23 protein-coding genes are annotated in these 23,748 nt (G+C 70.1%); 10 read left to right on the top strand and 13 right to left on the bottom strand.

Annotated elements, in window-relative coordinates; genetic code table 11:
- Window positions 1–53 precede the first annotated feature (53 nt).
- From ACZ7HQ_RS17260 to ACZ7HQ_RS17250, 3 genes are all read right to left on the bottom strand, one after another.
- Entirely contained in the window at window positions 54–1,697 is a 1,644-nt protein-coding gene (locus tag ACZ7HQ_RS17260) for a M4 family metallopeptidase (protein ID WP_470990208.1), read from the bottom strand.
- Between the two features lie 818 nt (window positions 1,698–2,515).
- Window positions 2,516–3,559 (bottom strand): PP2C family protein-serine/threonine phosphatase, encoded by a 1,044-nt coding sequence (locus tag ACZ7HQ_RS17255; RefSeq protein ID WP_470990206.1) that lies wholly within the window; start codon window positions 3,557–3,559, stop codon window positions 2,516–2,518.
- 57 nt (window positions 3,560–3,616) lie between these two features.
- Window positions 3,617–3,826, bottom strand: a complete 210-nt coding sequence (locus ACZ7HQ_RS17250; RefSeq protein WP_470990703.1) for an alpha/beta fold hydrolase — start codon at window positions 3,824–3,826, stop codon at window positions 3,617–3,619.
- A gap of 384 nt (window positions 3,827–4,210) precedes the next feature.
- Here ACZ7HQ_RS17250 and ACZ7HQ_RS17245 point away from each other — a divergent pair, with 384 nt between their 5' ends.
- Entirely contained in the window at window positions 4,211–4,837 is a 627-nt protein-coding gene (locus ACZ7HQ_RS17245; RefSeq protein WP_470990204.1) for a cysteine hydrolase family protein, read from the top strand.
- Between the two features lie 68 nt (window positions 4,838–4,905).
- On the opposite strand, the gene ACZ7HQ_RS17240 is transcribed toward ACZ7HQ_RS17245, so the two are convergent.
- A complete protein-coding gene (locus ACZ7HQ_RS17240) occupies window positions 4,906–5,835 on the bottom strand; it encodes an NAD(P)H-binding protein (protein ID WP_470990202.1) in 930 nt (309 codons plus the stop codon).
- A 140-nt stretch (window positions 5,836–5,975) separates the two neighbouring features.
- On the opposite strand from ACZ7HQ_RS17240, the gene nthB reads away from it, so the two are divergent.
- The 3 genes from nthB to ACZ7HQ_RS17225 are packed head-to-tail and all read left to right on the top strand — an operon-like array spanning window position 5,976 to window position 7,631.
- Window positions 5,976–6,674, top strand: a complete 699-nt coding sequence (nthB, locus tag ACZ7HQ_RS17235) for a nitrile hydratase subunit beta (protein ID WP_470990200.1) — start codon at window positions 5,976–5,978, stop codon at window positions 6,672–6,674.
- Entirely contained in the window at window positions 6,595–7,269 is a 675-nt protein-coding gene (nthA, locus tag ACZ7HQ_RS17230; protein WP_470990198.1) for a nitrile hydratase subunit alpha, read from the top strand. The genes nthB and nthA overlap by 80 nt, the downstream gene beginning before the upstream one ends.
- Window positions 7,266–7,631 (top strand): nitrile hydratase accessory protein, encoded by a 366-nt coding sequence (locus ACZ7HQ_RS17225; RefSeq protein ID WP_470990196.1) that lies wholly within the window; start codon window positions 7,266–7,268, stop codon window positions 7,629–7,631. Before nthA ends, ACZ7HQ_RS17225 begins: the two co-directional genes overlap by 4 nt.
- Here the strand turns inward: ACZ7HQ_RS17225 and ACZ7HQ_RS17220 are convergent.
- The 3 genes from ACZ7HQ_RS17220 to ACZ7HQ_RS17210 all read right to left on the bottom strand — a co-directional run bounded on the left by ACZ7HQ_RS17220 (window position 7,546) and on the right by ACZ7HQ_RS17210 (window position 12,410).
- The gene (locus ACZ7HQ_RS17220; RefSeq protein ID WP_470990194.1) at window positions 7,546–8,685 is read right to left on the bottom strand and encodes an MBL fold metallo-hydrolase; all 1,140 of its coding nucleotides are present in this window, start codon (window positions 8,683–8,685) and stop codon (window positions 7,546–7,548) included. The two genes, ACZ7HQ_RS17225 and ACZ7HQ_RS17220, sit on opposite strands and share 86 nt — an antisense overlap.
- 105 nt (window positions 8,686–8,790) lie before the next feature.
- A complete protein-coding gene (locus ACZ7HQ_RS17215) occupies window positions 8,791–9,321 on the bottom strand; it encodes a carbonic anhydrase (RefSeq protein WP_470990192.1) in 531 nt (176 codons plus the stop codon).
- Between the two features lie 167 nt (window positions 9,322–9,488).
- Window positions 9,489–12,410: an AfsR/SARP family transcriptional regulator gene (locus ACZ7HQ_RS17210; protein WP_470990190.1), complete on the bottom strand. Its 2,922-nt coding sequence runs from the start codon at window positions 12,408–12,410 to the stop codon at window positions 9,489–9,491.
- Between the two features lie 379 nt (window positions 12,411–12,789).
- On the opposite strand from ACZ7HQ_RS17210, the gene ACZ7HQ_RS17205 reads away from it, so the two are divergent.
- Entirely contained in the window at window positions 12,790–13,569 is a 780-nt protein-coding gene (locus ACZ7HQ_RS17205; RefSeq protein WP_470990188.1) for a glycoside hydrolase domain-containing protein, read from the top strand.
- 146 nt (window positions 13,570–13,715) lie between these two features.
- On the opposite strand, the gene ACZ7HQ_RS17200 is transcribed toward ACZ7HQ_RS17205, so the two are convergent.
- On the bottom strand, window positions 13,716–14,363 hold the full coding sequence (locus ACZ7HQ_RS17200) for a TetR/AcrR family transcriptional regulator (RefSeq protein WP_470990186.1): 648 nt from the start codon (window positions 14,361–14,363) through the stop codon (window positions 13,716–13,718).
- 91 nt (window positions 14,364–14,454) lie between these two features.
- Here ACZ7HQ_RS17200 and ACZ7HQ_RS17195 point away from each other — a divergent pair, with 91 nt between their 5' ends.
- From ACZ7HQ_RS17195 to ACZ7HQ_RS17185, 3 genes are all read left to right on the top strand, one after another.
- Window positions 14,455–15,516: an oxygenase MpaB family protein gene (locus ACZ7HQ_RS17195; RefSeq protein WP_470990184.1), complete on the top strand. Its 1,062-nt coding sequence runs from the start codon at window positions 14,455–14,457 to the stop codon at window positions 15,514–15,516.
- 560 nt (window positions 15,517–16,076) lie between these two features.
- On the top strand, window positions 16,077–16,364 hold the full coding sequence (locus ACZ7HQ_RS17190) for a hypothetical protein (protein WP_470990182.1): 288 nt from the start codon (window positions 16,077–16,079) through the stop codon (window positions 16,362–16,364).
- Window positions 16,365–16,456: 92 nt separating this feature from the next.
- Window positions 16,457–16,846 carry an AQJ64_40280 family protein gene (locus ACZ7HQ_RS17185; RefSeq protein WP_470990180.1) on the top strand — a complete coding sequence of 130 codons (390 nt, stop codon included), beginning with the start codon at window positions 16,457–16,459 and terminating at the stop codon, window positions 16,844–16,846.
- Here the strand turns inward: ACZ7HQ_RS17185 and ACZ7HQ_RS17180 are convergent.
- Window positions 16,805–17,230 carry a MerR family transcriptional regulator gene (locus ACZ7HQ_RS17180; protein ID WP_470990178.1) on the bottom strand — a complete coding sequence of 142 codons (426 nt, stop codon included), beginning with the start codon at window positions 17,228–17,230 and terminating at the stop codon, window positions 16,805–16,807. The two genes, ACZ7HQ_RS17185 and ACZ7HQ_RS17180, sit on opposite strands and share 42 nt — an antisense overlap.
- Before the next feature lie 115 nt (window positions 17,231–17,345).
- Here ACZ7HQ_RS17180 and ACZ7HQ_RS17175 point away from each other — a divergent pair, with 115 nt between their 5' ends.
- Window positions 17,346–18,419 (top strand): alkene reductase, encoded by a 1,074-nt coding sequence (locus tag ACZ7HQ_RS17175; RefSeq protein ID WP_470990176.1) that lies wholly within the window; start codon window positions 17,346–17,348, stop codon window positions 18,417–18,419.
- An 84-nt stretch (window positions 18,420–18,503) separates the two neighbouring features.
- On the opposite strand, the gene ACZ7HQ_RS17170 is transcribed toward ACZ7HQ_RS17175, so the two are convergent.
- The 3 genes from ACZ7HQ_RS17170 to ACZ7HQ_RS17160 all read right to left on the bottom strand — a co-directional run bounded on the left by ACZ7HQ_RS17170 (window position 18,504) and on the right by ACZ7HQ_RS17160 (window position 21,365).
- Window positions 18,504–19,928: a protein kinase domain-containing protein gene (locus ACZ7HQ_RS17170; protein ID WP_470990701.1), complete on the bottom strand. Its 1,425-nt coding sequence runs from the start codon at window positions 19,926–19,928 to the stop codon at window positions 18,504–18,506.
- Between the two features lie 724 nt (window positions 19,929–20,652).
- Entirely contained in the window at window positions 20,653–20,874 is a 222-nt protein-coding gene (locus ACZ7HQ_RS17165; protein ID WP_133024831.1) for a helix-turn-helix domain-containing protein, read from the bottom strand.
- Complete coding sequence (locus ACZ7HQ_RS17160; RefSeq protein WP_470990174.1) at window positions 20,874–21,365, bottom strand: DUF2975 domain-containing protein; 492 nt, start codon at window positions 21,363–21,365, stop codon at window positions 20,874–20,876. The genes ACZ7HQ_RS17165 and ACZ7HQ_RS17160 overlap by 1 nt, the downstream gene beginning before the upstream one ends.
- 308 nt (window positions 21,366–21,673) lie before the next feature.
- Here ACZ7HQ_RS17160 and ACZ7HQ_RS17155 point away from each other — a divergent pair, with 308 nt between their 5' ends.
- Window positions 21,674–21,802: a hypothetical protein gene (locus tag ACZ7HQ_RS17155; RefSeq protein ID WP_470990172.1), complete on the top strand. Its 129-nt coding sequence runs from the start codon at window positions 21,674–21,676 to the stop codon at window positions 21,800–21,802.
- A gap of 16 nt (window positions 21,803–21,818) precedes the next feature.
- Here ACZ7HQ_RS17155 and ACZ7HQ_RS17150 read toward each other — a convergent pair whose 3' ends face one another.
- Window positions 21,819–23,432 carry a phospholipase D-like domain-containing protein gene (locus ACZ7HQ_RS17150; protein WP_470990170.1) on the bottom strand — a complete coding sequence of 538 codons (1,614 nt, stop codon included), beginning with the start codon at window positions 23,430–23,432 and terminating at the stop codon, window positions 21,819–21,821.
- Window positions 23,433–23,748: the final 316 nt, after the last annotated feature.

Here is a 23,748-nt window from a genome sequence, read left to right as displayed (position 1 = left end):
GCCGGGGGCGGCACCCGGGGTTGTGTCCCGGCTGCCGCCCCCGGCGTGAGGGATCAGCTCACGTTGACCGCGGACCAGGCCGCCTCGACCGTCTTGTACTCGGTGCTCGAGGCACCGTAGAGGTCGGATGCCGCCTTCAAGGTGCCGGCGCGGGCGCCCTTGTAGTCGGTCGTCGAGGTGAAGTACGTGGTCAGCGCCTTGTACCAGATCTGCAGCGCCTTGTCCCGGCCGATGCCGGTGACCGTGGAGCCGTTCTGGGTGGGCGAGTCGTAGTTCACGCCGTTGATCGTCTTCGCGCCGCTGCCCTCGGACAGCAGGTAGAAGAAGTGGTTGGCGACCCCGGACGAGTTGTGCACGTCCAGGCCGCCCACGCTGGAGGACCAGTAGTCGGCGGAGCCGCCGTCCTTGCTGGGCTTGTCCATGTAGCGCAGCGGCTTGCCGTCGCCGTTGATGTTGATCTTCTCGCCGATGAGGTAGTCACCGGGGTCGGAGCTGTTGTTGGCGTAGAACTCCACGCCGGTGCCCATGATGTCGCTGGTCGCCTCGTTCAGGCCGCCGGACTCCCCGCTGTACTCCAGACCGGCGGTGTTGGAGGTGACGCCGTGGCTCATCTCGTGCCCGGCCACGTCGAGCGCGGTCAGCGGGTCGTTGTTGCCCTCACCGTCGCCGTAGGTCATGCAGAAGCAGCCGTCGTCCCAGAAGGCGTTCACGTACGAGTCGCCGTAGTGGACGCGCGAGTAGGCGCCGACACCGTCGTTCTTGATGCCGCTGCGGCCGAAGGTCTTCTTGTAGAAGTCCCAGGTCTCCTGGGCTCCGTAGTGGGCGTCCGCGCCCGCGGTGGCGGCGTTGGAGTTGGCGCCGTCGCCCCAGGTGTCGCCGGACTGCGAGAACAGCGTGCCGTTGCCGGAGGTTCCGTGGTCGAGGTTGTAGGTCTTGTGCCCACCGCGCGAGGCGTCGGTGAGGGTGTAGGACGAGCCTGACTGCGCCGTCGACAGGTCCACCTTGCCGCTGTAGTGGGTGTTGCCGACGCCGGTCTCGATGCCCTGGTACTGGAAGAGCTTCTTGCCGGTGGCGGCGTCGGTGATGACGTGCAGCTGGTTCGGGGTGCCGTCGTCCTGCAGACCGCCGACGACCGTCTCGTAGGCGAGGACGGGCTTGCCGGAGCCGGCCCAGATGACCTTGCGGGCGCCGTCCGCGGAGGTCTTGGCGGAGCCGAGGGTCCTGGCGGCGGACACCGCGGCCTTCTCGGCCCTGGCCGCGGTGAGCTGCGGCTTGAGCGAGGCCACCTTGATGGTCGCCTTGGTCGCTCTGGTGACGCCCTCGGTCCTGCCCGACTTGGCGGTGTGGACGACGAGGTCGCCGCCGAGCACCGGCAGGCCCGCGTAGGTGCGCTCGTAGCGGGTGTGGACGGTGCCGTCGGCGTCCTTCACGACGTCCTTGACGACCAGCTTCTCCTTGGCCCCGAGACCGATCTGCCGGGCGGTCGCGGCCGCGTCGGCCTGCGCCTTCTGCATCAGTCCCGTTCGGGCGGCCGCCGACAGCGCGAGCGGAGCTGCGGCGAGGCGCCCGGCACCGGTGGTGGGCTGGGCGGTGGCAGTGGTGGTGGCGAGCGCGGTGCTCAGAAGTGCCGTGGTGGCGGCGACGGCTGTGGCCGCGGCCAAAGCGGTGCGCCGGCGGTGTGTGTCGCGGGAGGTCACACAAGCTCCTTTTGTGGGGGGAACGTCCGGCCGGTGTGGGGCCGACCGGGACGGTTGTGGATGTGGTCGTACTCGTGCGGCGGTGGGAGAGAGGGTGCCATGAATGACATGAACATGCCATCAGCGGAAGGTGATGTTGATGACATGGCGCCAATCCGCGAAGGGGGTCCGGGGCGGGGCTCAGGGCATGCCGACTGCGGCCCGCACGGCTGCCGCATGCGTGCGGGCCGACTCTCTCCGGTCGGCGCCGTCAGCCGCCGGACTCGCTTGGCGCGCGCGTCACGCCGGGCGTACGCGCACCGGAAGACCTGGCTGGACTTCGGCAGTCCCTCGGCACCGGATGCCGGAGGGTGGTGCGGGAGGCCCGGTCAGGGCCTGCGGCGGCGCCGGTTCCGCCCGGGAGGAGAGTGGAAGGGCAGTCCGAAAGCGGCGGGGTGCATGAAGTCTCCGTAGAACGTGGGGGGTTGGAGATACACACACGAGGCAACCTCAGTCTCGGCAGGATCCGCTACGCGCGTGGACCAGATACGACAACTCCCCCACCCCGCCTTCACCAGCAGCGCACAGACACAGACCCGAACCGCGCTCACACACGACTTCCCCCTTTTGCCGCGGCCGACCCGACGTCTCGTCCGTAGCGGTGTGCCATGCCTTCGGACGCCGGGTCACCCTCTTCGAGCTCGAAGCGCCCATCACGTCCACGCCCGCTTACACCACGGCACCGACGGACACTCGGCGAGGAGGAGATCGGCGCAGTATGGCTGGAACGGCCCGGTCCGCTTCGGCATCAGCACCGTCGTCCGCGGCCCGGGCCGGGCTCACTCCGAGGGTTCACGCAGACGCACGGCGAGGGCGGCGATGTCGTCGTCGAGCAGTCCTCTGCTGTAGTGGAGAAGGTCGCGGTGAAGGGCCGTGAGGAGCTCGTCGGGCGACGTCGGGGGCTGGCGGCGCATCCAGGCCGCCAGCGGGAAGAACTCGCCGTCGTGTGCGCGGGCCTCGGCAACCCCGTCGGTATAGAGAAGCAGCAGGTCACCGGGGACGAAGTCGAAGGTGTCGATGTTGTAGTGATCGCCGATCAGCTCCGCGAGATTGAGCAGCGGCGAGGGCGTTGTCGGTTCGAGCGCACGCAGTTCCCCGCGGTTCAGGAGCAGCGGCGGGGGGTGGCCGCAGTTGAGGATCTCGATACGCCCGCCCCCGTGCGGGATCTCGACGAGCAGGGCGGTGGCGAAGCGCTCCATCCGCCCCTCGGGGGGAAACGCGGCGTTGTAACGGGTGCAGCTGGCGTCCAGCCGGCGCGCGACACCTACCATGTCGGCCTCGCCGTAGGCCGCCTCACGGAAGGCGTTGACGATCGCCGCGGCCGCTCCCACCGCCGGCAGGCCCTTGCCCCGCACGTCACCGATGAGCAGCCTGACCCCGTATCGCGTGTCGACCACCTCGTAGAAGTCCCCGCCGATACGGGCCTCCGCCGCTGCCGCGAGATACAGGGACTCGATCTCGATGCTCCCGAACCGGCGCGGCAAAGGACTCAGCACCACCTGCTGTGCCGCGTCGGCGACGAGCCGCACCTGAAAGAGGGTCCGCTCCCGCTGGAGCCGGACATGACTTCCGTACGCGGCCGCCACGGTGACCGCGATGATCCCCGCAGCGGTCCACCACGTCCCCAGACCGGGAAACACGAGACTGAGGCCGATCATCAGGAAGAGGCAGACCGTCCCCAGCAGGACGGTGGGGAGCACCGGCCACATGGCGGCGGCGAGGGCCGGCGCCGCGGGGAGGAGGCGACTGAAGGCCATCTCCGGTGGAGTGGCGTACGCCAGGCTGGCGATGACGACGGTCAGGAAGACCGGCGACAGCCGCACGAAACTCCCCCGGCCGTGGCTACCACGGACCCGCGGCCGTCCAGACTCGATCACATCTCACAGAATATCTACGCAATGAGGGCATAGCGCTCTGACGTCGGCGACTCGCTCCGGGTGGTCCGCGGCCAGCGCGTAGGCGACGGGCATTCCGGTGTCGTGGCCGACCACGGCGAACCGCCGGTAGCCGAGTACGTCCATCGGAGTGACCATGTCGCGAGCCAGGGCGCGGGTGTCCTGTCCGGTCCTGGGCTTGTCGGTCAGGCCGATGCCGCGCGGGGCGACGGCTCCCTGTCCGATCCCGGCGAGCGCACTTCAGTGACGTGCAGTGACGGCGGAACATCTCAGGCGTCGTAGTGGCGAATCGTGACAGCCACCATGCCCCGCACGCGCACGCGTGCAGGTCCCACGTTCGCCGAACCTCATGCTCGGCCGCGGCCCGGCGCCCCGCAATCGGACCAGGCCGCCGTCGGCGCGCGTGCCGCCGACTGTGTGGTGAGACTGGAAGTGGCAGGAGGGAGGCAGCTGTGAGTCGGATGGCGCTCTCTGTCCGCTTCACGCCGCGTGAGCTGCTGGCGAAGCACACGCGCAGTACATGGTCAGCGAGCAGACCGGCGCCGAACCGCCCCGGTAGGGCCGGCGCAGGGAGGAACCATGGCCGAGACCTATGATCTTCGCCGCACGGCCGTTCTGCTGGTCGACCCCTACAACGACTTCCTCTCGGAGGGCGGTAAGGTCTGGCCGCGCCTGGAGCCCGTGGCCGTCAGCGTCGGTCTGCTGGACCATCTGCGCTCTGTGATCGCCTCGGCCCGTGCGACCGGCGTGCGCGTGGTGTTCGTGCCGCACCGCCGCTGGGAGCCGGGTGACTACGAGACGTGGGACCACCCGACCCCCTCGCAGCGGATGATCCAGCAGTTCCACCACTTCGCCCGGGGTTCCTGGGGCGGGGAGTTCCACCCCGACCTCCAGCCGCGGCCGGGTGAGGTCGTCGTCCAGGAACACTGGGGGTCGAGCGGGTTCGCCAACACGGACCTGGACATGCAGCTCAAGCAGCACGGTGTCACCCACGTGGTTCTGATCGGGGTGCTGGCCAACACCTGTGTGGAGGCCACCGCTCGTTTCGCCATGGAGCTCGGCTACCACGTCACACTGGTCAGCGACGCCACCGCGGCCCTCAGCCCCGAGATGATGCATGCAGCTCACGAACTCAACGGCCCCACCTACGCCCGGGCCATCGTCACCACGGACCAACTCGTCGCCGCACTCGACGGATCGCAGTGACCAGTGGCCGATCCGCCCCGGCCGCAGCCCTGCCCGGCCGGCCTCGGCGGATCGTCCGGCAAGCGGCTTCAGCGCGTGAACAGCTCGGGGTTCTTGCGGACGAAATCGCCTACTCCAGCAGCGGACCGCCCGGTGACCTCGGCCATGCCGTCCGCCTGGCGGTCAAAACGGCCGGCCACGTGCAGGCGAGCCATGGTGGAGATGTGCTGGAAGACATGGTCCGGCAGTCCCAGCGCCCCGAGATCGTCGTCCAGCCATTCCTGCAAGGGGACATCGGTGTAGCCGACCGTGCGGTGCAGAGCATCGGAAATCTCCGCGGTCAGAGCGGCGATGTCCTGTGACCGGGGACCGGTCAGCTCATAGATCCGGCCGATGTGCCGGGCCGGATCGGCCAGAATCTCCTCGACGGCCGCGGCAACGTCACCGGCCGCGATCGGGGAGGTCTTCGCCCCGCCGAGGGGCCACCTGATGGCGCCGTCCTCGGCGATCGAGGAAAACGCGGTCTGGAAGAGCGGGTTCTCCATGAAAACGGTGGGCCTGACCTGGACCACGGGCAGGCCTGACCAGTCGAGGACCTGCTCGGCCAGCCACTGCTGGCGATGCTGATGCGACTCGGAGGTGCTGGTGGCGTCCATCTCGGAGACGGTCAGCTGCGACATGTTCACGAACGCCTCCAGCTCTCCGTAGGCGCGCGCGACCGCCGCTGTGGTCACGGCGGCCAGCAGATACTGTGCCGACACGGCCATACCGAAGTACACCCGTCCGCAGCCGTCGAGGGCGTCGGCGACATCACGGGCACGCGTCAGATCCCCGACCACGACTTCGGCGCCCGTCGCGCGCAGCGCCTCGGCACGGTCGTCATCCCGGCGCACCAGAGCACGGACCGGTAGGCCCCGGCGCCGAAGACCTTGGACCACGGTCCTGCCGACGGCCCCGACGCTGCCCGCGGCACCGGTCACCAGAATGGGCCGCACGCCTGTTTCCGGGCTGTAGTCCATGGGGGCAGCCTGCGGTCCGCACGACCAGGGCGCAACCGGGGTGACGTCCATCCCCGGACACCCAGGGAACGCTGCTCCGGATGGGAGCGCGGCTCACACCGTGACGCCGGAGATGTCACCCAAATAGAATTCGTCTGACCATGCCCGCTATTGCCGGCAAAAGAGGTCCGACCATGGATGGTATCGCCGACATGGGAGGAGCCCCGGGCTGGGGCTCCGTGCATCCGCCGAGACGCGATGAACCTGTTTTCGCAGAGCCCTGGGAGAGCCGGGCATTCGCGCTCGCGATCCTCTCGAACCGGGTGTCCGGGGGAAACCTGGACTCCTTCCGGCACGCGCTGGAGCGCCTGGACCGAGCGCACTACATCGACGACGGCTACTACGGGCGCTGGCTCAACGCCGGAGAGCTGCGGCTCCTCGACAGCGCCGTCCTGGCACCGGGTGCGATCGACGCCCGCGCGCGCAACCTCCGCGGCGAACACGTGGAGGAGCCCCCGGCCCCGCAGCCGGCCAAGCCCGACTACGCGCCGACCGCCGAGGGCACGCTGCGCTCCCTCGACACCGCGCCCGCCTTCGCCGTCGGCGAGCGCGTGCGCGCCAAGGACATGTCCCCGTCCGGACACACCAGGCTCCCGCGCTATGTGCGGGGGCATGCCGGCGTCGTCGACATCATTCAGCCCGCCGGGGTGCTGCCGGACACCAACGCACACTTCCTGGGCGAGAACCCGCAGTACGTCTACTCCGTCCGCTTCGACTCACATGACCTGTGGGGCACCGACGCCGAGCCGTTCGAACTCTCCATCGAACTGTTCGAGAGCTACCTGGAGACCGCCTCATGACCACCACCGCCGGCTCGGCCGAGCACCTTCCACCGGCCCTGCGCACCGAGGCGCTCGAGCAGTTGCTCACGGAACGGGGCCTGATCGACCCGAAGGCGATGGACGGGCTCATCACCACCTACGAGACCACCATCGGACGCTCAACGGCGCGAAGGTCGTCGCGAGGGCCTGGACGGATCCCGAGTACCGTCGCCGACTGCTCGAGGACGGCACGTCCGCCATCAGGGAACTGGGCTTCGGGGGGTTCCAGGGCGAGCACATCGTCGTGGTGGAGAACACCCCCACCACGCACCACGTGGTGGTCTGCACACTGTGCTCCTGCTACCCCTGGCCGGTGCTCGGCCTGCCGCCGAGCTGGTACAAGGATCCCGCCTACCGCGCCCGGGTGGTGAAGGAACCGCGCGCGGTGCTGTCCGAGATGGGACTCGAGCTGGCCGACGATGTACGGATCACCGTCCACGACTCCACCAGCGAGGTGCGCTGGCTGGTGCTGCCCGAGCGTCCCGCCGGCACCGAGCACCTGACCGAGGAAGAACTCGTGCCGCTGGTGACGAGGGACGCGATGGTCGGCGTGGCCAAGGTGGCGGCACCATGAGCGCACCCCTGGACATCGAGGGCCCCGCCGCGCCGCCCCGCTCCAACGGCGAGCTGGTGTTCGCCGAGCCGTGGGAGAGCCGTGCCTTCGGGATGGCCGTCACCCTGTACGAGGCGGGCGCGTTCACCTGGCCGCAATTCCAGGCCGCACTGATCGCCCGGATCGCCGCCTGGGAATCCTCGGCGGAGCGGGGCGAACCGTACAACTACTACCGGCTCTGGCTGGCAGCCCTGGAGGATGTGCTCACCGGCTTGTGTGCCGTGTCCACGGACGAGATCACCGCACGCGCCCAGGCCCTGGCCCAGCGCCCCCCGGGCCACGACCACCGTGACCACCCCAACCACCACGACCACCCGCACTGACCGCAGCGCTGAGCGTGTAGGTGGTTCCGACGCTGGTCTGCACCCATGCGTCCGGGAGGGCTGCGGCGAGGGTGTGCTGGGCGCGCCAGCCGGTGCAGTGAGCGGGGACGATCAGCTGGGGTGCGAGTTCGGTGAGCGCGGCCACCGTCGGGCCGATGACCGGCTCGAAGGCGGGGCCGCTGAGGTGGAAGCCGCCGATGAGGGCCAGCAGTTTACTGACGCCGGTCAGTCTCATGGCGTGCCGGATGATGTTGACCACTCCGGCGTGGCCGCACCCAGTGATGATGACAAGTCCCCGGCCGCGCACGTTGATGACGAGTGCCTGGTCGTCGATGACGGTGGGGTCGTGTCGCCAGCCGTTGCCGTCCCAGGCCTGGTGTGCCTGCGGCATGCCGTGCTCGAACCCGGTGACGCGGTCCACCTCGCCGGTGATCAGGATGCCGCCGGCCAGCAGCGACGGCTGCCGCCGCTCGATCACCTCGAACCCCTCGCGTTCCAGGGCTCCCCGGGACAGCGTGGGCATCTCCAGACCCTGGCCGGCGGGCAGTGCCAGGCGGCGGCGGGTCCAGACCGCGGGGTGGACGGTCAGCGGCAGGCCGGAGCGCCCGCGCAGCCGGGCCAGGCCGTCGAAACCGCCCGCGTGGTCGAAGTGTCCGTGGCTGAGGACGACGCCCTGCAAGCCGCCGACATCGATGCCGAGACGCTCGGCGTTCACCGCCAGCGCGTCCGGCGACGCGCCGGTGTCGAACAGCAGCGTGCTGCTCGCGTTCCCGCTGTGGACGGTGACCAGGGCGGAGAAGCCGTGTTCGGCACGCAGCCCCGCGAGGGCCTCGCCGCCGGCGAAGTGCCGCGCGGCGGTCCGTCCGGCGCCCACCGGCGCCCGGGTGACGCCTTCGGCGGATGTCAGCAGGGCGTCGAAGCTGTTGTCGACCATCGTCGTGACCCTGACCTCGTCGACCTCGGGCAGCGTCACCGGGTCGACGGCCGTTCCCTCCGCGGCGCGAGGCGCTGACCACGCCGCCTCGGCCGCCGAGCGCCCGTGGTCGTCGCACATGTCAGAAAGCACCTCCCCGCCGATACGACCGGCCCGGGAAGCAGATCCCGGTACACGGCCCACGGCGGTCGCGCCGGCCGGACCGGCCGCAGGCGCCGGGCGGTGTCATGCTTCCACTCGGTCCTGCGGAACGACGACGTCGATGAGCCCGGTCGCCACTTCGTACACGAGCCCCGAGACGAAGGCCCCGGCCGGAAGCTTCCGCTTGAGGGTTCCGACGTCGACGCGGACGGCGGCGACCGGGTCCGTGACCGCCTTGGCGGCCAGGTCCGCGGCCGGAACCTCGAAGTAGTCGGCCAGCAGATCGGGGAACGCGGCCAGGTCCGTGATCCCGCAGTCGGTGTGGTGCAGGACCGCATAGTGGACGCCACCCGGGCGAGGGCCACCCGTGCGGGCCTGGAGGACCTTCGAGAGCATCTCCAGCGTCCGGAGTGTCGCGGGCGTGACCCGCCCTCCGACGTTGCGGATCACCGCTGCCTCGCCGAGCTTGAGCCCGAGCACCTGGGACGGGTCGACACGAGGGTCGACGCACCCGATGACCGTCAGACTTCCCCTGGGCATGAGCTTGAGGCCGGCGAACGATCCGCCGTCCGCGAACCCGGCGTTCCGCCCGGCCAGCTCGTCCGTGTCGATCACTGTGACGGCAACCCCTTCTCGCTCTGGGCCTGGACGCCCGGCGACGCCGACGGCGACCTCCGGCTGCCGCCCATCGTGGCCCGCCGCCGCCTCCCAGGCCACTCGGCGGCCGATCACCGTCCTGTTGACGCAGTCGGCATGATCTCGAGTCCACAAGGTCATCCAGGTCACGGCGACGACGGTCGCTCCTGGGCTTTCGTCTGGTGCATGTCGCCGATGGTCTGCCACAGCCGCTGCGCCCGTTCGTGGTGGCGGCGTGCCAGGACGTGGGCGCCGGCGGCGGCGTCCAGGTCGCCGATCAGTTGCCAGCACGCGGCCTCGTCGTGGCGGTCGCCGTGCCGGTGGAAGAGGTCCGCCGCGCGTTCCAACGCCGGGCTCGCCCGGTCCCGGTCGTGCTGACCGGCGTACACACGGCCGACTTCCAGCAGCGTGTACGCGGCGCACCGCTCGTCGGTCAGTTCCTCGAAGGTGGCCAACGCCTGCCGCAGGCAGCGCAGGGCCTCGTCCGGATCACCGCGCCGATCGTGCAGCCGGCTGAACCGCCGCAGCACGACCGCCACCCGATGCCCGTCGTCGAGCGCCCTGGCCTGGCCCAGTGCCTCGTCGAACCAGGACTGCGCCTCGTCGAGTTCGCCCTGCATGAGCCGCATCACGGCCATCGAACAGGACAGCTGCGCTTCGAGGTGCCGGTCGCCCTCACCGACCGCGATGGCCAGGGCCTGCTCGACACGCTCGGCGGCTTCGTCGTAACGGCCCTGCACCCGGCTGATCGTGCTCAGCATCGCCATCGACAACGCCTCGCCGCGCTTGTCCTGGCCGTCCTGGCACAGCGCGAGCGAGGACTCCAGGGCCCGGGTCGCCCCGCCGAACTCGTCCCGGTAGATGTGCAGTTGGCCAAGGCCGCGCAGCAGCACCGACGCGCCGCGCTTGTTGCCGGCGGTCTCGGCCGCTTCCAGCGCGAGCCGGTGCCCGTGCTCCCAGTCCTGGTACAGGCACCGGTGGTCGTAGTAGGTCGCCGGGCCGGCCGCCAACTCCCAGGCCAGCTCGTCCAGTCCCCAGTCCACGGCCAGTTTCACCGCGCCGAGCAGGTTGTCGCGTTCCGCGTCGAACCATCCGGCCGGGTCGGCCATCAGCCGGTCCACGACCGCGTCGGGCAGCGACAGGCGCGGCGCCGAACCGGGCGCGGCGGCCAGCGGCCCGGCCGGCAGCAGATCGGTGCCGCGCCGGACCAGATCGAGCCAGGCGGACAGCACGCGGACAACAGCGTCCCGCTTGTCCGCCGCCGGCAGCTGGGCGGCGATCTCCACTGCACAGGTCCTGATCAGGTCGTGCAGCCGATAGCGCGGCTGGCCGATGGCGTCGGTGGCGGTGAGCCGCACCAGGCTGGCGTCGACGAGGGTGTCCAGCACCTCCTCGGCGTCCGAGCGGTCCAGCAGCGGGCCGACCACCCAGCCGGGCAGGGTGTAGGCGCCGAGCAGACCCAGCAGGCTCAGCGCGCGCACCGCGTCGGCCGGCAGCAGCCGTAAGCTCAGTTCGACGCTGGCGCGCACGCTGAGGTCCCCGATCCTCAGCTCGGCCAGCCGCCGGGACTCGTCCTCGATCCGTTCCCGCAGCACTCGCAGCGACCAGGCCGGGCGGCCGGTGAGCTTGGCGCCGGCGATCCGGATCGCCAGCGGCAGGTTGCCGCAGCAGTCGAGGATTGCGTCGCCCTCCGCCGGTTCCCGCTCCACCCGCCGCCGCCCGACGATGCCGGTGAACAACTCCCGCGCCTCAGCGGGGCTCAGCACGTCCAGGTCGATGTGCCGGGCGCCGGGAAGCTGCGTCAGCAGGGTGCGGCTGGTGATCAACACGGCACAGCCGCCGGCCCCGGGCAGCAACGGCAGCACCTGATCGGCGTGACCGGCATCGTCCAGCACCACCAGCATCCGGCGGTCCACCAGCAACGACCGGTAGAGCGCGGCCCGCTCGGACAGTCCGCTCGGGATCGCGCTGCCGGCGATCGAGAGTGCCCTCAGCGCCTCGGCCAGCATCAGCGCCGGGTCCCGCGGCTCGGTCGATGTCGCGGCGAGGTTGAGGTAGAGCTGGCCGTCGGGGAAGGCAGGGCTCGCCAGCCGCGCGGCGTGCGTCACCACAGTGGACTTGCCGACTCCGGGACCGCCCACGATGACGGCCACCGCAGGCCGGTCCGGCTCCGAGGCGTCGAGTAATCGGGCGACCTCGGCCAGCACGTCCGCTCGGCCCACGAAGTCGGGGACGTCGAGCGGCAGTTGGCGCACCGGCATCGCCATGACCGGTTCGATGGCCGCCGCGCCAGGACCTTCCGGTCGTATCTGAGGGGGGCCGCTCGTCGGGACAGGGGCCGCCAGGGTGGGATCGGCGGCCAGGATGCGCCGATGCAGCGCCTGGATCGGCGGGGTGGGGTCGACGCCGAGTTCGCCCGCCAGCGTCCTGCGCAGCCGCTCGTACACCTGCAGAGCCTCGCCTTGTCGTCGGCACCGGTACAGGGCGACCATCAAGTGTTCGGCGACTTGCTCGTCGTAGGGGTGCTCGCGTCGCAGGACGGTCAGCTCCTCGATGACCTCACGATGACGCCCCAGACCGAGTTCGATGCCCAGACACAGTTTGAGCGTGGCCGCGCGCTTCTCGTTCAGCCGCGCAGCATCCAACTCCAGGACCCGGCTGGAGATGTCGACCAGGGCGTTACCGCGCCAGCAGGCCAGCGCGCGCCGCAGTGCGACAGCTGCCTCGAGCGGGACCTTGTGCCGTTCGGCGAGGTACCGCTCGTGGTCGAACTCCAGCAGGTCGAGCTGGTCCGGAGCCAGGTGGATCTGGTAGCCGCCGCGCCGCGTGCTGATCAAGGAGCCGGGTGCTCCGCACGCGGCAAGGTTGCGGCGCAGCCCGGACAGAGCGTCCTGGACCTGACGGACCGCGGTGGCGGGAGCCTTCCCGTCCCACATCACGGCGACGAGCCGTTCCTTGGCGACGACGTTGTTGGCGTCGACCAGAAGCGCGGCCAGCATCTTGGCCTGCCGCGGTCCGTCGAGCCGGACCTCACGCCCGGTGATCTGGGCGTGTAACGGCCCCAGCACGCCAAATCTCATGTTCCCCCCGGTACTTCAGAAACAGCACCGATCCCCTGGCCGACCTGGCACTAGGACGAATCTAGGACGGCCAACGGAGCCGTGTCCATAACGTCACCGTGCGCCACTGAGCCATTCCCGCGCACCGAAAGGAACAGCGATGAATCGTTCGGTCAAGGCAGCAGGGGCAGCCACGACGATGGCCGTCGCCGCCGTCACCACGGCGTAAGTGGCTCGGGTCCATGGCGGGCCGATGGGTCGGTGGGACGGCAGCTTCCCACCGGGCCCAGCACCGGCCCGGTTCGCGGTCCTGCCCTGAGCAGGCAGCGACCACGACGGCTGCTGTGGCCCAAGGCGGAGGCGGGCCCCGGACCAGCCCATCGGCCTGATGGTCGTCGTGATCCCGGCCCGCGTCCCGTGCACCGCTGACCAGGAGTGGAAGTTGACCGAAATGAAGCACCTTCCCTCGCCGCTCTCGCGCCGGCGCATGCTCGCGGCCATCGCGGCCGTGACCGTCGGCACAGGAGTCAAACTCGGACTCGACCTGGGCAACCCGCCGGCCGCCTCGGCCGCCACCAGGCCGGGGGCTGGACTTCAACACCTATCCGCATCCGAGACCCTCGACGATCAGAGCAACCGGCTACACCTTCGTCTGCCAGTACCTCGCCGGCCCTGGCGCACTGAGCCGCAGCAGCGCGCTGGCTTCATCGACGCCGGGATCGACGTGGTGTGCAACTGGGAAATGGCGCAGTACGCCCCGCTGAACGGCTATTCCCAGGGCGTCAGCGATGCCCAGAAGGCGCAGAGCGCGGCGACTGCGGCCGGAATGCCGCCAGCCCGGCCGATCTACTTCAGCCTTGACTGGGACGTGCGGTCCGGAGATCTGCCGGCGATCGAGGCGTACTTCGACGGAATCGCCTCGGTGATCGGCCGTGACTGCACCGGTGCGTACGGCGGGTACTACGCGATCCAGCAACTGTTCAACAGTTCCAAGATCAGGTGGGGCTGGCAGACCTACGCCTGGTCCGGCGGCAACTGGGATTCCCGCACCCAACTGCGCCAGATCCACAATGACATACAGGTCGATGGCACGGCAGTTGACGAAGCATCTGCTGGTGGCCGCCCTCGCAGCAGTACTGCCGGTACCGCGTGCCGTCGGTGGTGCTGAGGTTGGTGTCGTCCAGGCACTGGCCGCTGTTCTCCCTCACCGCGACCGTGGAGACGGTCCTGTTGGACGGCGGCAGCAACGTGACGGGAGGCCGATGCACCACGTGGGACCACCGGCACTCGCCCCGTCAGTTCGAGCCGACACCGTCAGCGCGTCGGCCACATGACTCTGAGGATCGCCTGTACCTGCCCGATGAGGCGTGGCGCGGGGAACTTGCCGGGATCGGTGAGCGCCATGCGGCCGAAGTGTTCCGCGCAGGCCACCAGAGCGTGGGCGAGGACCTGGGGATCCAGTTGCGGGTTGCTCCGGTCGGCCAGCGCGAGGGAGATCCACTTCTCGACCCGGAGCCGGAACCGCTCCCGGTCCGCCTCGATGCGGTCGCGGACGACCTTGGGCGTGTTGTGCGGGGTCAGCAGGATCAGCCGCCAGGTGTCCGGATCCTGGTGGAGCATCACGGCCATGCGGCGCACCGTTTCGGAGGCGAACGCGGCAGGGTCGCGCAGGCTCTGGGCGTGGGGAATCGTGCCGAGCAGCCGGTCGAAGGCGCGCGCCTGCTGCCGGTCCAGCAGTGCGGTCAGCAGGGCTTCGAGATCACCGAAGGCGCCGTAGACCACCGACCGGGCGACCTGGGCCCTTTTGGCGATGGCGTCGATGGAGACCCGGTCGTAGCCGTCGCTCACGATCACGGCGAGGGCCGCGTCGAGGAGTTGTTCACGGCGCTCGGCGATCGGCAGGCGCGGGGCGTACGGGCGCCGTTTGCGCGGCCTGTCGGGCGAGGAGGTGGACGCTGACACCTTGCCAGCTTACGACACACGTGTCTTATATTTACGACAGCAGTGTCGTAATCAGGGCGGCGTTCGCCGCGGGTGCACAGGGAGCGGCTGCATGGCGAGGCTGAGGCGCAGCGAGGTCGAACCCCACGAGGACTACGGCTTCTTCGGGCCGGGCTCGGTGGTGTGGAAGGTCTGGGGCTATCCGACGGCGCCGACGGTGGGCTTCCAGCGGGCCGTGGTGGTGGAGGAGCTGGACCCGCCGCTGGTGGCCGCGGTCCACGCCACCCAGGGCATCTACCAGCGCCCCCGCACGCGCTACGACCGGACACTGCGCTACTTCGCCATGGTGGCCTTCGCCGGTTCACGACAGGTGTGCAAGGCCGCGGACGTCCTGGTGAAGGTCCATTCCAAGGCCATCGGCCACCTGCCCTACGACGGCGGCACCTACGACGCCAACGACCCCGCCTCACAGCTGTGGATCCAGCTCACCGGCTGGCACTCGATCCTGTACGCCTACGAGAAGTACGGCCCCGGGAAGCTCACCGCCGAGGAGGAGCAGGAGTACTGGCAGGCATGCGCCGTCGCCGCGGAACTGCAGACATGTTCTCCCGACGACGTCCCACGCGACCGTGCAGGCGTCCGCGCGTACTTCGAACGCATGCGGCCGCAGCTGTCCGCCAGCCCGATCGCCCGTCAGGCCATGCACCACCTCCTACGGAGCGAGCTCGTCCTGCCGCCGGCACCACGCTGGGCGAAGCCGGCGAGCCTGGCGGCGGCGAAGGCGCAGCGGATCGCGACGATCGCCACCCTGCCCCGCTGGATGCGCGAGATGGCGGGGATCCGCCAGTCACGCCTGCTCGACATGCTCATCGTGCCCGTCATGAAGGCGGCCTTCGCCGTCGCCCACCTCAACGCCGGGGTCGAACTGCGCCTGCTGGAAAGGCTCTCCCCTTCCACCGTCGCGGTGATCGCGCCGATCAAGCTCGGCGTTCCTCCGCGTACCGCGGAAGTCCTCACCCCCGCCGAGGCCTGCGCCCGCCACGGCTACGTGAAGCCGGCCGAAGCACATCTCGAATTCCGGGCCCGACAGGCCGAGCGCGTCTTCGGTGACGGGAAGGCGCCCTGCGAACAAGGGCTCATCGAGTCCCAGGACATCCTGGGACCGCTGTCGTAACCAGAGCCGTGACAGGTGGGGCACGGAGGCCGGTCCACGACCGTGCGGTGCGACCGGCACCAGCGAGTCACGTCCGCGCTACGGAAGCTCGGCACTTTCCGCCCGCTGACGGTGGGAACGATGCCCTGGCCCGCCCGGGCAACCCGCTGGCAGGGCTCGGCGAGGGAGAGCGAACCGCTGGGTTCGGCGTACCCGGCTCAGGATCCAGCGGTCGAACGTGTGCGCGCCGCCGTGGTGGCCGCGCGCACACCCGCGAAAAGAAGCTCGACCGTGGCGCCTCGCCGGATCGTGTCGGACCACTGACACGCTAGAAGTCGCCTGCCGCCGCCAGGCCGCCGAAGAGGCCCTGACCGCCCTCGGGTTCGAGCTCTCCGCTCACTGACGCGGTGTCATCGAAGCCCTGAAAAGCCGTCCCGTCGGCGTGCGCGGTCACGGCGCCGGCCGGCGGGCGGAAGACATGGATCCCATGAACTGGACCGTGCGGCGTGTGCCGGTGAACCTTCCGCGCCCGCCCCGCGTCTTCCCGCGCGACCGCCACCAAACCCCCAGGAGAACAGACCGTGGCCGACAAGGACGTTGAGCAGACCGACGAGCGGGGTCACGACCCCGGGCCCTGGTGGGCGGCCCTCGAGACGTGGGGGACTGTCGGACTGATCGTCTTCGGGGGTCTCGCGGCAGCGTGGGTCTTCTTCCGGCTGCCCGGCACCTCCGAGGAGCCGGCGTCCGGCTACTACCAGGCCGCGAGGCTCATCACCATCGGCCTGGTGGTCGCTGGAGGCGCCCTGCTGAGCCGCCGTCGCGCCCGGACCGCAGCCGCCGAGGAGACGAACGAGCCGGAACACACCTGACGCCGTCGGCTCTGCTTGCTTTGGCCCAAGCAACCCTCGCGCGCGCCGGTCGACGATGTGCTGAGCACCCGAGTGCCCGAGTGAGGGTGGAGATGACGGATCTGAACACCGTGGTGACGTGGGTCGACGTACGCGAGAGGCTGCCTCGGAGCGGTACACCGGTGGCGGCGGCGATCACGGGCCGGTATCCGGCCGGCAGTGCCGATGCGTCCGAGGCCGATGCGGCGTCGGGTGAGGAATTCTGGCTGGTGAGGCCGATGGTCTTCACGACTCTGCACTGGAGCGAGGACGGGGCGGAGCACCGGGACTGCTTCGTCGACTCCGACGGGGTTGTCCGTTTGCCTTACGGCCTCACCAGTGAGGAGACCGTGACTCACTGGGCTGAGCTGCCCACCCTTCCAGCCGGGATGACACACCTGGTGCTTGGGGACAGCGTGCAGTCAGCCCTCCAGAACGCGTGGGACGCTCGCCCCTTCAGCTGATCCACAGCGGACACCTCGAGCGCCCGCGTCCCTCTCCCGATGGGCCCGGGCCGTGGCCATCAGACCGTCCAACGCGGCCCGGGTCCGCACGAGTTCGTCGATGTGCTCGGAAAGCCGGTTGCGCTCCTGCGCCATCCGCTCGAGAGCGGCGTCGTAGTTGCCCTCGCTGGGCGTGTCGACGCAGGGCAGCAGCTCGGAGATCGTACGACTGGACAAGCCCGCCGCGTACAGGCGCTGGATGAAACGCACCCGTTCGACCTCGGCATCCGTGTAATGCCGCTGCCCACCGGCGCTACGACTGCTGGTCAGCAGCCCCTGCTCCTCGTAGTAGCGCAGCGACCGGACGCTGACGCCGGTACGCGCCGCGAGCTCGCCGATCCGCACGACTGCCTCCCATGGTGAACCACGCCACACCGCTTGACTCTGACATCCGTGTCAGATTTTAGCGTAGCGCTGTGCCCGGCGTCCGGGCACAGCGCTACGGATGAAGGAGCCCCACGTGACGACGTTGTTCAGCAGCTACCGACTCGGCGACCTGACCCTGCCCAACCGGATGGTGATGGCCCCGATGACCCGCGTCCGGGCCGCGGCCGGCGGCCTCGCCACACCGTCCATGGCGGCGTACTACGCACAGCGCGCGACGGCCGGACTGATCGTGTCCGAGGGCATCCAGCCCAGCCTCATCGGGCAGTCCAACCCGGGCACGCCCGGACTGCACACCGATGAGCAGGCCACCTCATGGCGTGCCGTGACCGACGCCGTGCACATCAACGGCGGACGGATCTTCGCCCAGATCATGCACGGCGGCCGGGTCTCGCACCCCGACACGACCGGCCACCAGCCCGTCGGCCCCTCGGCGATCGCCGCGGTGGGCGACGTCTTCACCCCGACCGGCCCGCAGCCCGCGCCCGTGCCCCGCGCACTGGACACCGCTGAGGTGCCCCAGCACGCCCACGCGTACGCCGAGGCGGCCCGCCGCGCGATCGACGCCGGCTTCGACGGAGTCGAACTCCACGGCGCCAACGGCTACTTGATCTCCCAGTTCCTCTCCTCCAACGCCAACCGGCGCACGGACCGCTACGGCGGCACGATCACGGGCCGGATCCGGTTCGCCGTGGAGGCCGTGGCCGCGACGGTGGACGCGATCGGCGCGGCCAGGACGGGCATCCGCCTCTCCCCGGGCGGCGGCTTCTGGGGCGTCGAGGAGACCGACGCGCTCGCCCTCAACACCGAGCTGCTGACGGAGCTGGCCCGACTCCAACTCGCCTACGTCCACCTGGAGGTGACCGCGGACGAGGAGGTGCTCGTCGGTCTGCGCCGCGCCTGGCCCGGCACCCTGATCGTCAATCCGGTCCTCCCGATGGGCCCCAAGCAGGCCGGCCGCGCGGAAGCCGACCACTGGCTGGGCCTGGGCGCCGAGCTGATCAGCTTCGGCCGCGGCTTCCTGGCCAACCCCGACCTCGTAGAACGCCTCCGCACCGGCCTGCCCATCGCCCCCGTCGACGAGGCCACGTACTACCAGGGCGGCGACACCGGCTACCTCACCTATCCGGCCTACCAGCACACGGCCTGACGCCCACGCGGGCGGGACGGCACAGACGGCCCGGCCAGCCATGCGCTCCCACCGCCGACGGCGGAACAAGCCAGCGGTCTCTTCCTACGGGGCTTTCGGGGCTGCGCGTCTGTCCGAGGCCCAGCGACGCACTGGTTCGACGGTCTCCCACGACACGGTGGCCATGGCCAGCAGCGCCAGCAGCAGGTAGAAGACGAAGAGCTTGTGCAGGTCGTCGAGGAAGTACCAGATCGACGCCGTGGCAGTGAACCAGAAAGCGATCAGTGAGCCGGCGCCGCGCTCCTGGCTGCGTGCCGCGCTGACGAGGCAGCAGGCGGCGGCCACTGCGAGCAGAGCAGCGAGGGCGACGTAGGAGTGGGCCCATCCGACGTAGGCGCGGCGCAGTTCAGAGTTGACCGCCGCGGCCTCGGCCACCGGTCCCCAGCCCACCACGCACGACAGGCGTGCCGACCACGGCAGCGCCACCAGTCCCAGCACGCCGGCCGCGATGGCGACCCAGCCGAAGTGAGCGGTGTCCACCAGTCGGCCACGTGCGCACAGCAGCGAAAGCAGGCATCCGAGCAGCGCCAGAGCGCTGTCGGCGGACGGGCGCAGTGAGATACGGAACGTGTCCCGGCGAGCGGTTCGGCCGCCGGATCGCGTCGCCGGGGGCTGGGGCGTGGTGGCCTGGACCGTCGGCATGGAGGCCTGTGTCAGGGCGTCGGCGAGGGCTGCGCGCATCTGCCCGGCATCGGCGAACCGTTCCTTCGGGTCCTTGCCGAGGGCGCGCAGGATCACCGCCTCCACCGCCGGTGGTATCTGCGGCCTCAGCCGGGAGACCGGTTCGGGTGCGGCGAACAGGTGCTGATGCATGATGGCGAAGGGCGATGCGCCACGGAACGGCGGCTGCCCGGTCAGCAGTTCGTGCAGCAGACACCCCATCGCGTACAGATCGGCTCGATGGTCGATCTCCGACCCGTTGATCTGCTCAGGGGAAAGGTAGGCCGGAGTCCCGATCGCCGCACCGCTCCCCGTGATGCGGGTGGCGGTCTCGGTGAAAGCCTTGGCGATGCCGAAGTCGAGGACCTTCACGGTGGCGGGTCCGGTGAGCATGATGTTCGAGGGCTTGATGTCCCTGTGCACGATCCCGCACTCGTGGCTGTGCCGCAGCGCGTCCAGCACCGCGCATGCCGCGTTGACGGCCTCGGCGACCGGCAGTGGGCCGTCGCGCAGGACCTCGGCGAGGGTGGTGCCCTGCACGTACTCCATGACCAGGTAGGGGCGTGGGCCATCCGGGTGCGGCTCCTCGCCGACGTCGTGGATGGTGGCCACCGCTGGATGGTTCAGCGCGGCAGCCGCGTGCGCCTCGCGCCGGAATCGGGCTCGCGACTGCGGATCATGGGCCAGCACCGAGGAGAGCAGCTTCACCGCGACAGTGCGGCGCAGCCGCTGATCCACCCCGCGATGGACCGTTCCCATGCCACCTTGACCGAGCTTCTCGACCAACTCGTACCGGCCACCGAGGACCATGTCCCGCCCCACCCACGCCTCCCGTGAATCAAAACCCGACGCAGCTTACGGCGCGACCTCGACCGGCCCAACGCCTCCCCCATACCGATTCTGAGGTGTGCCGGCTCGCCCTCCGCCGGGGGCAAAACCAGCGTCCAGCCATGACTTCGCCTCTGCGAAAGCACTCCGATGTCACCGGAGTCCGCCCACTCGGTGGTGGGGCTCGTGGCACCACGGGGCCACCGTGCTTCCTCGACGGCGGCGCAGCGCCCCGATGGTGCCCCTTCGCCTGATGGAAACCTGGGCACACGGGCAGGACGTCTTCGATGCCGTGGGCGTGGCACATCGCCCGACGGATCGACTGCAGCACGTGGCGTCGCTGGGGGCGTTGGGACGGGCGCTGTCCTTCGCCGCCGTCGGGCTGACCGCACCTGACCGACGGACCTGGGTGTGGGGCCCCGAGACCGCCGCGCAACGGGTACAGGGCGGCGCTGTCGACTTCTGCCTTTGTGTCACCCGGCGTCGCCGCTGGTCCGCGTCGTCCCGGCCGGGTCTCCAGAACCGCGCATGCGGTCAGCGCAAGCATGACGACCAGAGCCGTGCCGTACGCCGCGCTGACCGCGAGGGTCGGGCACCTCGGCCGGACGCTCCAGCAGCCCGCGATCTCCCCGGGTACGGCCCCGGAGCACACGCAAAGTCACTCAAAGGCAAGAGGGATCGGCGATGGCGCGGCGGCGGGCACGGTTCATTCGCCCGCGGTGTCCTCGGCCTCCCAGCGCAGCAGGTCGCCCGGCTGACACTCGAGCACTTCGCAGAGCGCGGCGAGCGTCGCGAAGCGCACCGCTTTCGCGCGGCCGTTCTTGAGTACCGCCAGGTTGGCGGGCGTGATCCCTACGCGGTCCGCGAGTTCGCCCACGGACATCTTCCGCCTGGCCAGCATGACGTCGATGTCGACGGCGATCGGCATCAGATCACCTGGTCCAACTCGGCCTGCATCTGCGACGCTTCGGCGTCGCGGGTGACGGCCTGGGCGAGCAGCATCCGCAGCACGAGCACGATGAGCGCGACTCCGAGGATGGCCACGCCAATCCCGCCCATGATGAGGGTGACGCCCGGGTCGTCCCGCTGGCCGGGTGCATTCAGGGCCGTGACCGCGAACCACAGGAGAGCAGCCGCAACGATCGCGCCGATGATGACGTCCACGTACCGGAAGGCGCCGTGGGAGAACACCGTTCCGCGTCGCACCATCGTCACCAGTCGCCACACACAGACCAGGACGACCTGGGCCGTCCCGATGCCCAGGATCGTGATCAAGCGCAGCGGGGTCAGCGGGAGCGACCCGCCCTCCGGGTCGCTCCCGCTGACCAACGTCCACACCATCAACGCCTGTACGAACAGGGAGCCGGTGAGCACCACCACGAGCACGGCGCGCAGCGCCCGCACTGTCAGCTTTCCCACGGCCCATCCCTCCATCGACCTACGATTGAAATCTATCGAATCTCGATAGGTGCAGCAAGAGCCGAGTCGGAGGGCGGCCGCACCGCGGCGGGATGCCGCCACCCCCTCCCGCAACATGGCGCGACGCGAAGGATTTCGACCTTGGCTGAGCTGTCCCTCTGGGAGCAGGGGCGGGCCGTGCAGTCCGAGGAGCAGTTCCCCGTTGCCGAGCTGGGTACCACCTGGCGCTCTGGCTCCAGAGTCCGGATGCCGGCCATGAGGACTTCGACCTCGACTCGATGCAGGCGGAGGCGGGGATGATCCGCATCGTGAACTCGAGCCAGGGCTGGCGGATCGGCTCCATCTCCACGCCACCCTTCTGGACCACGCCCGTCGGCCGGGATGTCCTCGTGTCAGAGATCAAGCACTTCGACCGCTCCGTACGCGCCGGGCGGTGACGGACGAGGGGCCCGGTCAGATCCGGCAGATCCCCCGCTCGTAGTCGACGGTCGCCGACGACCGGGAGTGGTTCCACTGCGGCTGGAGCAGTGCGCCATCGAGCTGCCGGGCGGCGGCCGGGCTCTCCACGATGTAGCCGAAGTCCTGGAGCCACGCCGGGTAGAGGTTCTTCGAACCGATGTAGAACGCCGAGCCGTCGACCGCGATCAGCTTGTGGTGCTGCGCGTAGGGGTGGCCGTCGGACCACTTGTCGCTCGCGGAGCCGCGGAACGGGGCGAGCTGGAGGTTGCCGCACAGGGCAGCCCGGGCACTCTGCTCGTCCCCGGTGAGCCGGGCGAGCCGGCTGCGCAGCACGTCGCTGATCTCGGAGAGCGACTTGATCTGCGAGTAGCCTCCGCTGCCGACGGCCCCGCGGTTGGCGGGGTCGCTGACGACGATGCGCACCTTGACCCCGGCAGCGAGCTTCGCGGCCAGGGCGTCGTAGACGCGGGTGTCGTAGCGGGGCAGCGGCGGACAGGTGGCGTTGAGGTCCTGCTGGGAGATCTCGATGTGCCCGGTTGCGCTGGAGATCAGCGAACGCAGGGCGCTCTCCTCGGGATTGACCGTGTCGTAGTCGCGGTCGCCGTTGGTGTTGTCATGCAGGCCGACCACGCACCGGGTCTCGGCGGTGTCCGGCAGGGAGGGGCGCCAGGCGGAGTCGGGGTCGGACTCCTTGACGCCCACGCCGAGCCCGCCGACGGCGACGACCGGGACGTCACCGGTGGCGGGAACGACACGGGGGTTGGTGTCCCGCTCCATGCCGGCTTGGCAGTCCGCTCCGCCGGAGGTGGCGTACCAGACGATCGCGGCGTTGGTCCGGTTGCGGCAGGTCCAGTCCCACAACTGGTCCAGGTAGCGGCCGGCCGTGCCGGCCGCGGGGCCGGACAGGGCCAGGTCGACGTCCGTCACGGGGTGCGCGGTGTCGAGGTAGTCGCCCTTCCAGTCGTTGATGCCGCCGGTGATCGCGGTCTCCCCGTCGACGACCAGGAGTTTGGAGTGGTTCCACGAGAAGGCGGTCTTCGACGTCGTCATGGAGGCGACGTCGATGGTGAGGGCGTCCGCCGCGGGACCGAGCTTGGTGCGCAGGTCGTCCAGGTACTTCGAGGGGCGCACATTGAGGTGGTACACGGGTGCGGCGCCGACGAGGACTCGGACCTTCAGGTGGTGCCCGGCATCCACGGAGGACTTCAGGCCGGCGACGATCGCGTCCTGGAAGGCGCCGTCCGGGAAGGGCGCGAGGCTGGAGATGTCCACGGTGCGGGTTGCCCGGGCGATGTTCTCGGTCATCCTCGCCAGCAGATGCCTGCTCCCGGCGCGGTCACGGCACTGCGCGTCGCCCCAGCACCCGGGGGTCTGCAGCAGCCAGCCCGTGGGATCGCCGGGTGCGGCGTCGAGCCGGTTGCCGGCCGTCCGTTCCCATACATCGCCTTCGAGGCCGGGTGAGACCTCGCGGAGGGTGCGTTCCACGGCGTCGAGGTGGGGGGTCGTCGACGGGGCCGCGGTGGCCGGAGCGGCAGGCAGTACGGCGAGGGCCAGAGCGGATATCAGCGCAAGGCGCGCCGCACGGTCTAAGCGGAGCGAAATGATCACGGCCCGAAGTTACCAGGGAGTAGGCAGTGGACACGACGCGAGGGCCCGTTGAGCCGGGGCATTGCAGCGTGTCGGTCCGCGTATGCGGTGCGGGTCGTGCGGCGGCCCGTCGGCTGAAGGACCGGGTGCTTCGCAGGGTCCCAGCCATGGCTCCAGGGGCGGGCAGCGTCGAAATCGAGGGCACGGTGGTCCATGGCGACCTCGGCGGTGACGATGGGGACGCTGATGCCGCCATCGCGGGCGTCATCCGCGAGCACCGCCACCGTACGGCCGAGTTCTGGCGCGTCGTACGGGCTGCGAGCGCTGCGCATACGGG

The organism is Streptomyces sp. NPDC037290 (genome assembly GCF_055603245.1).
The sequence above is the reverse complement of the archived record's forward strand: the minus strand, read 5'-3'. Positions and strand labels throughout refer to the sequence as shown.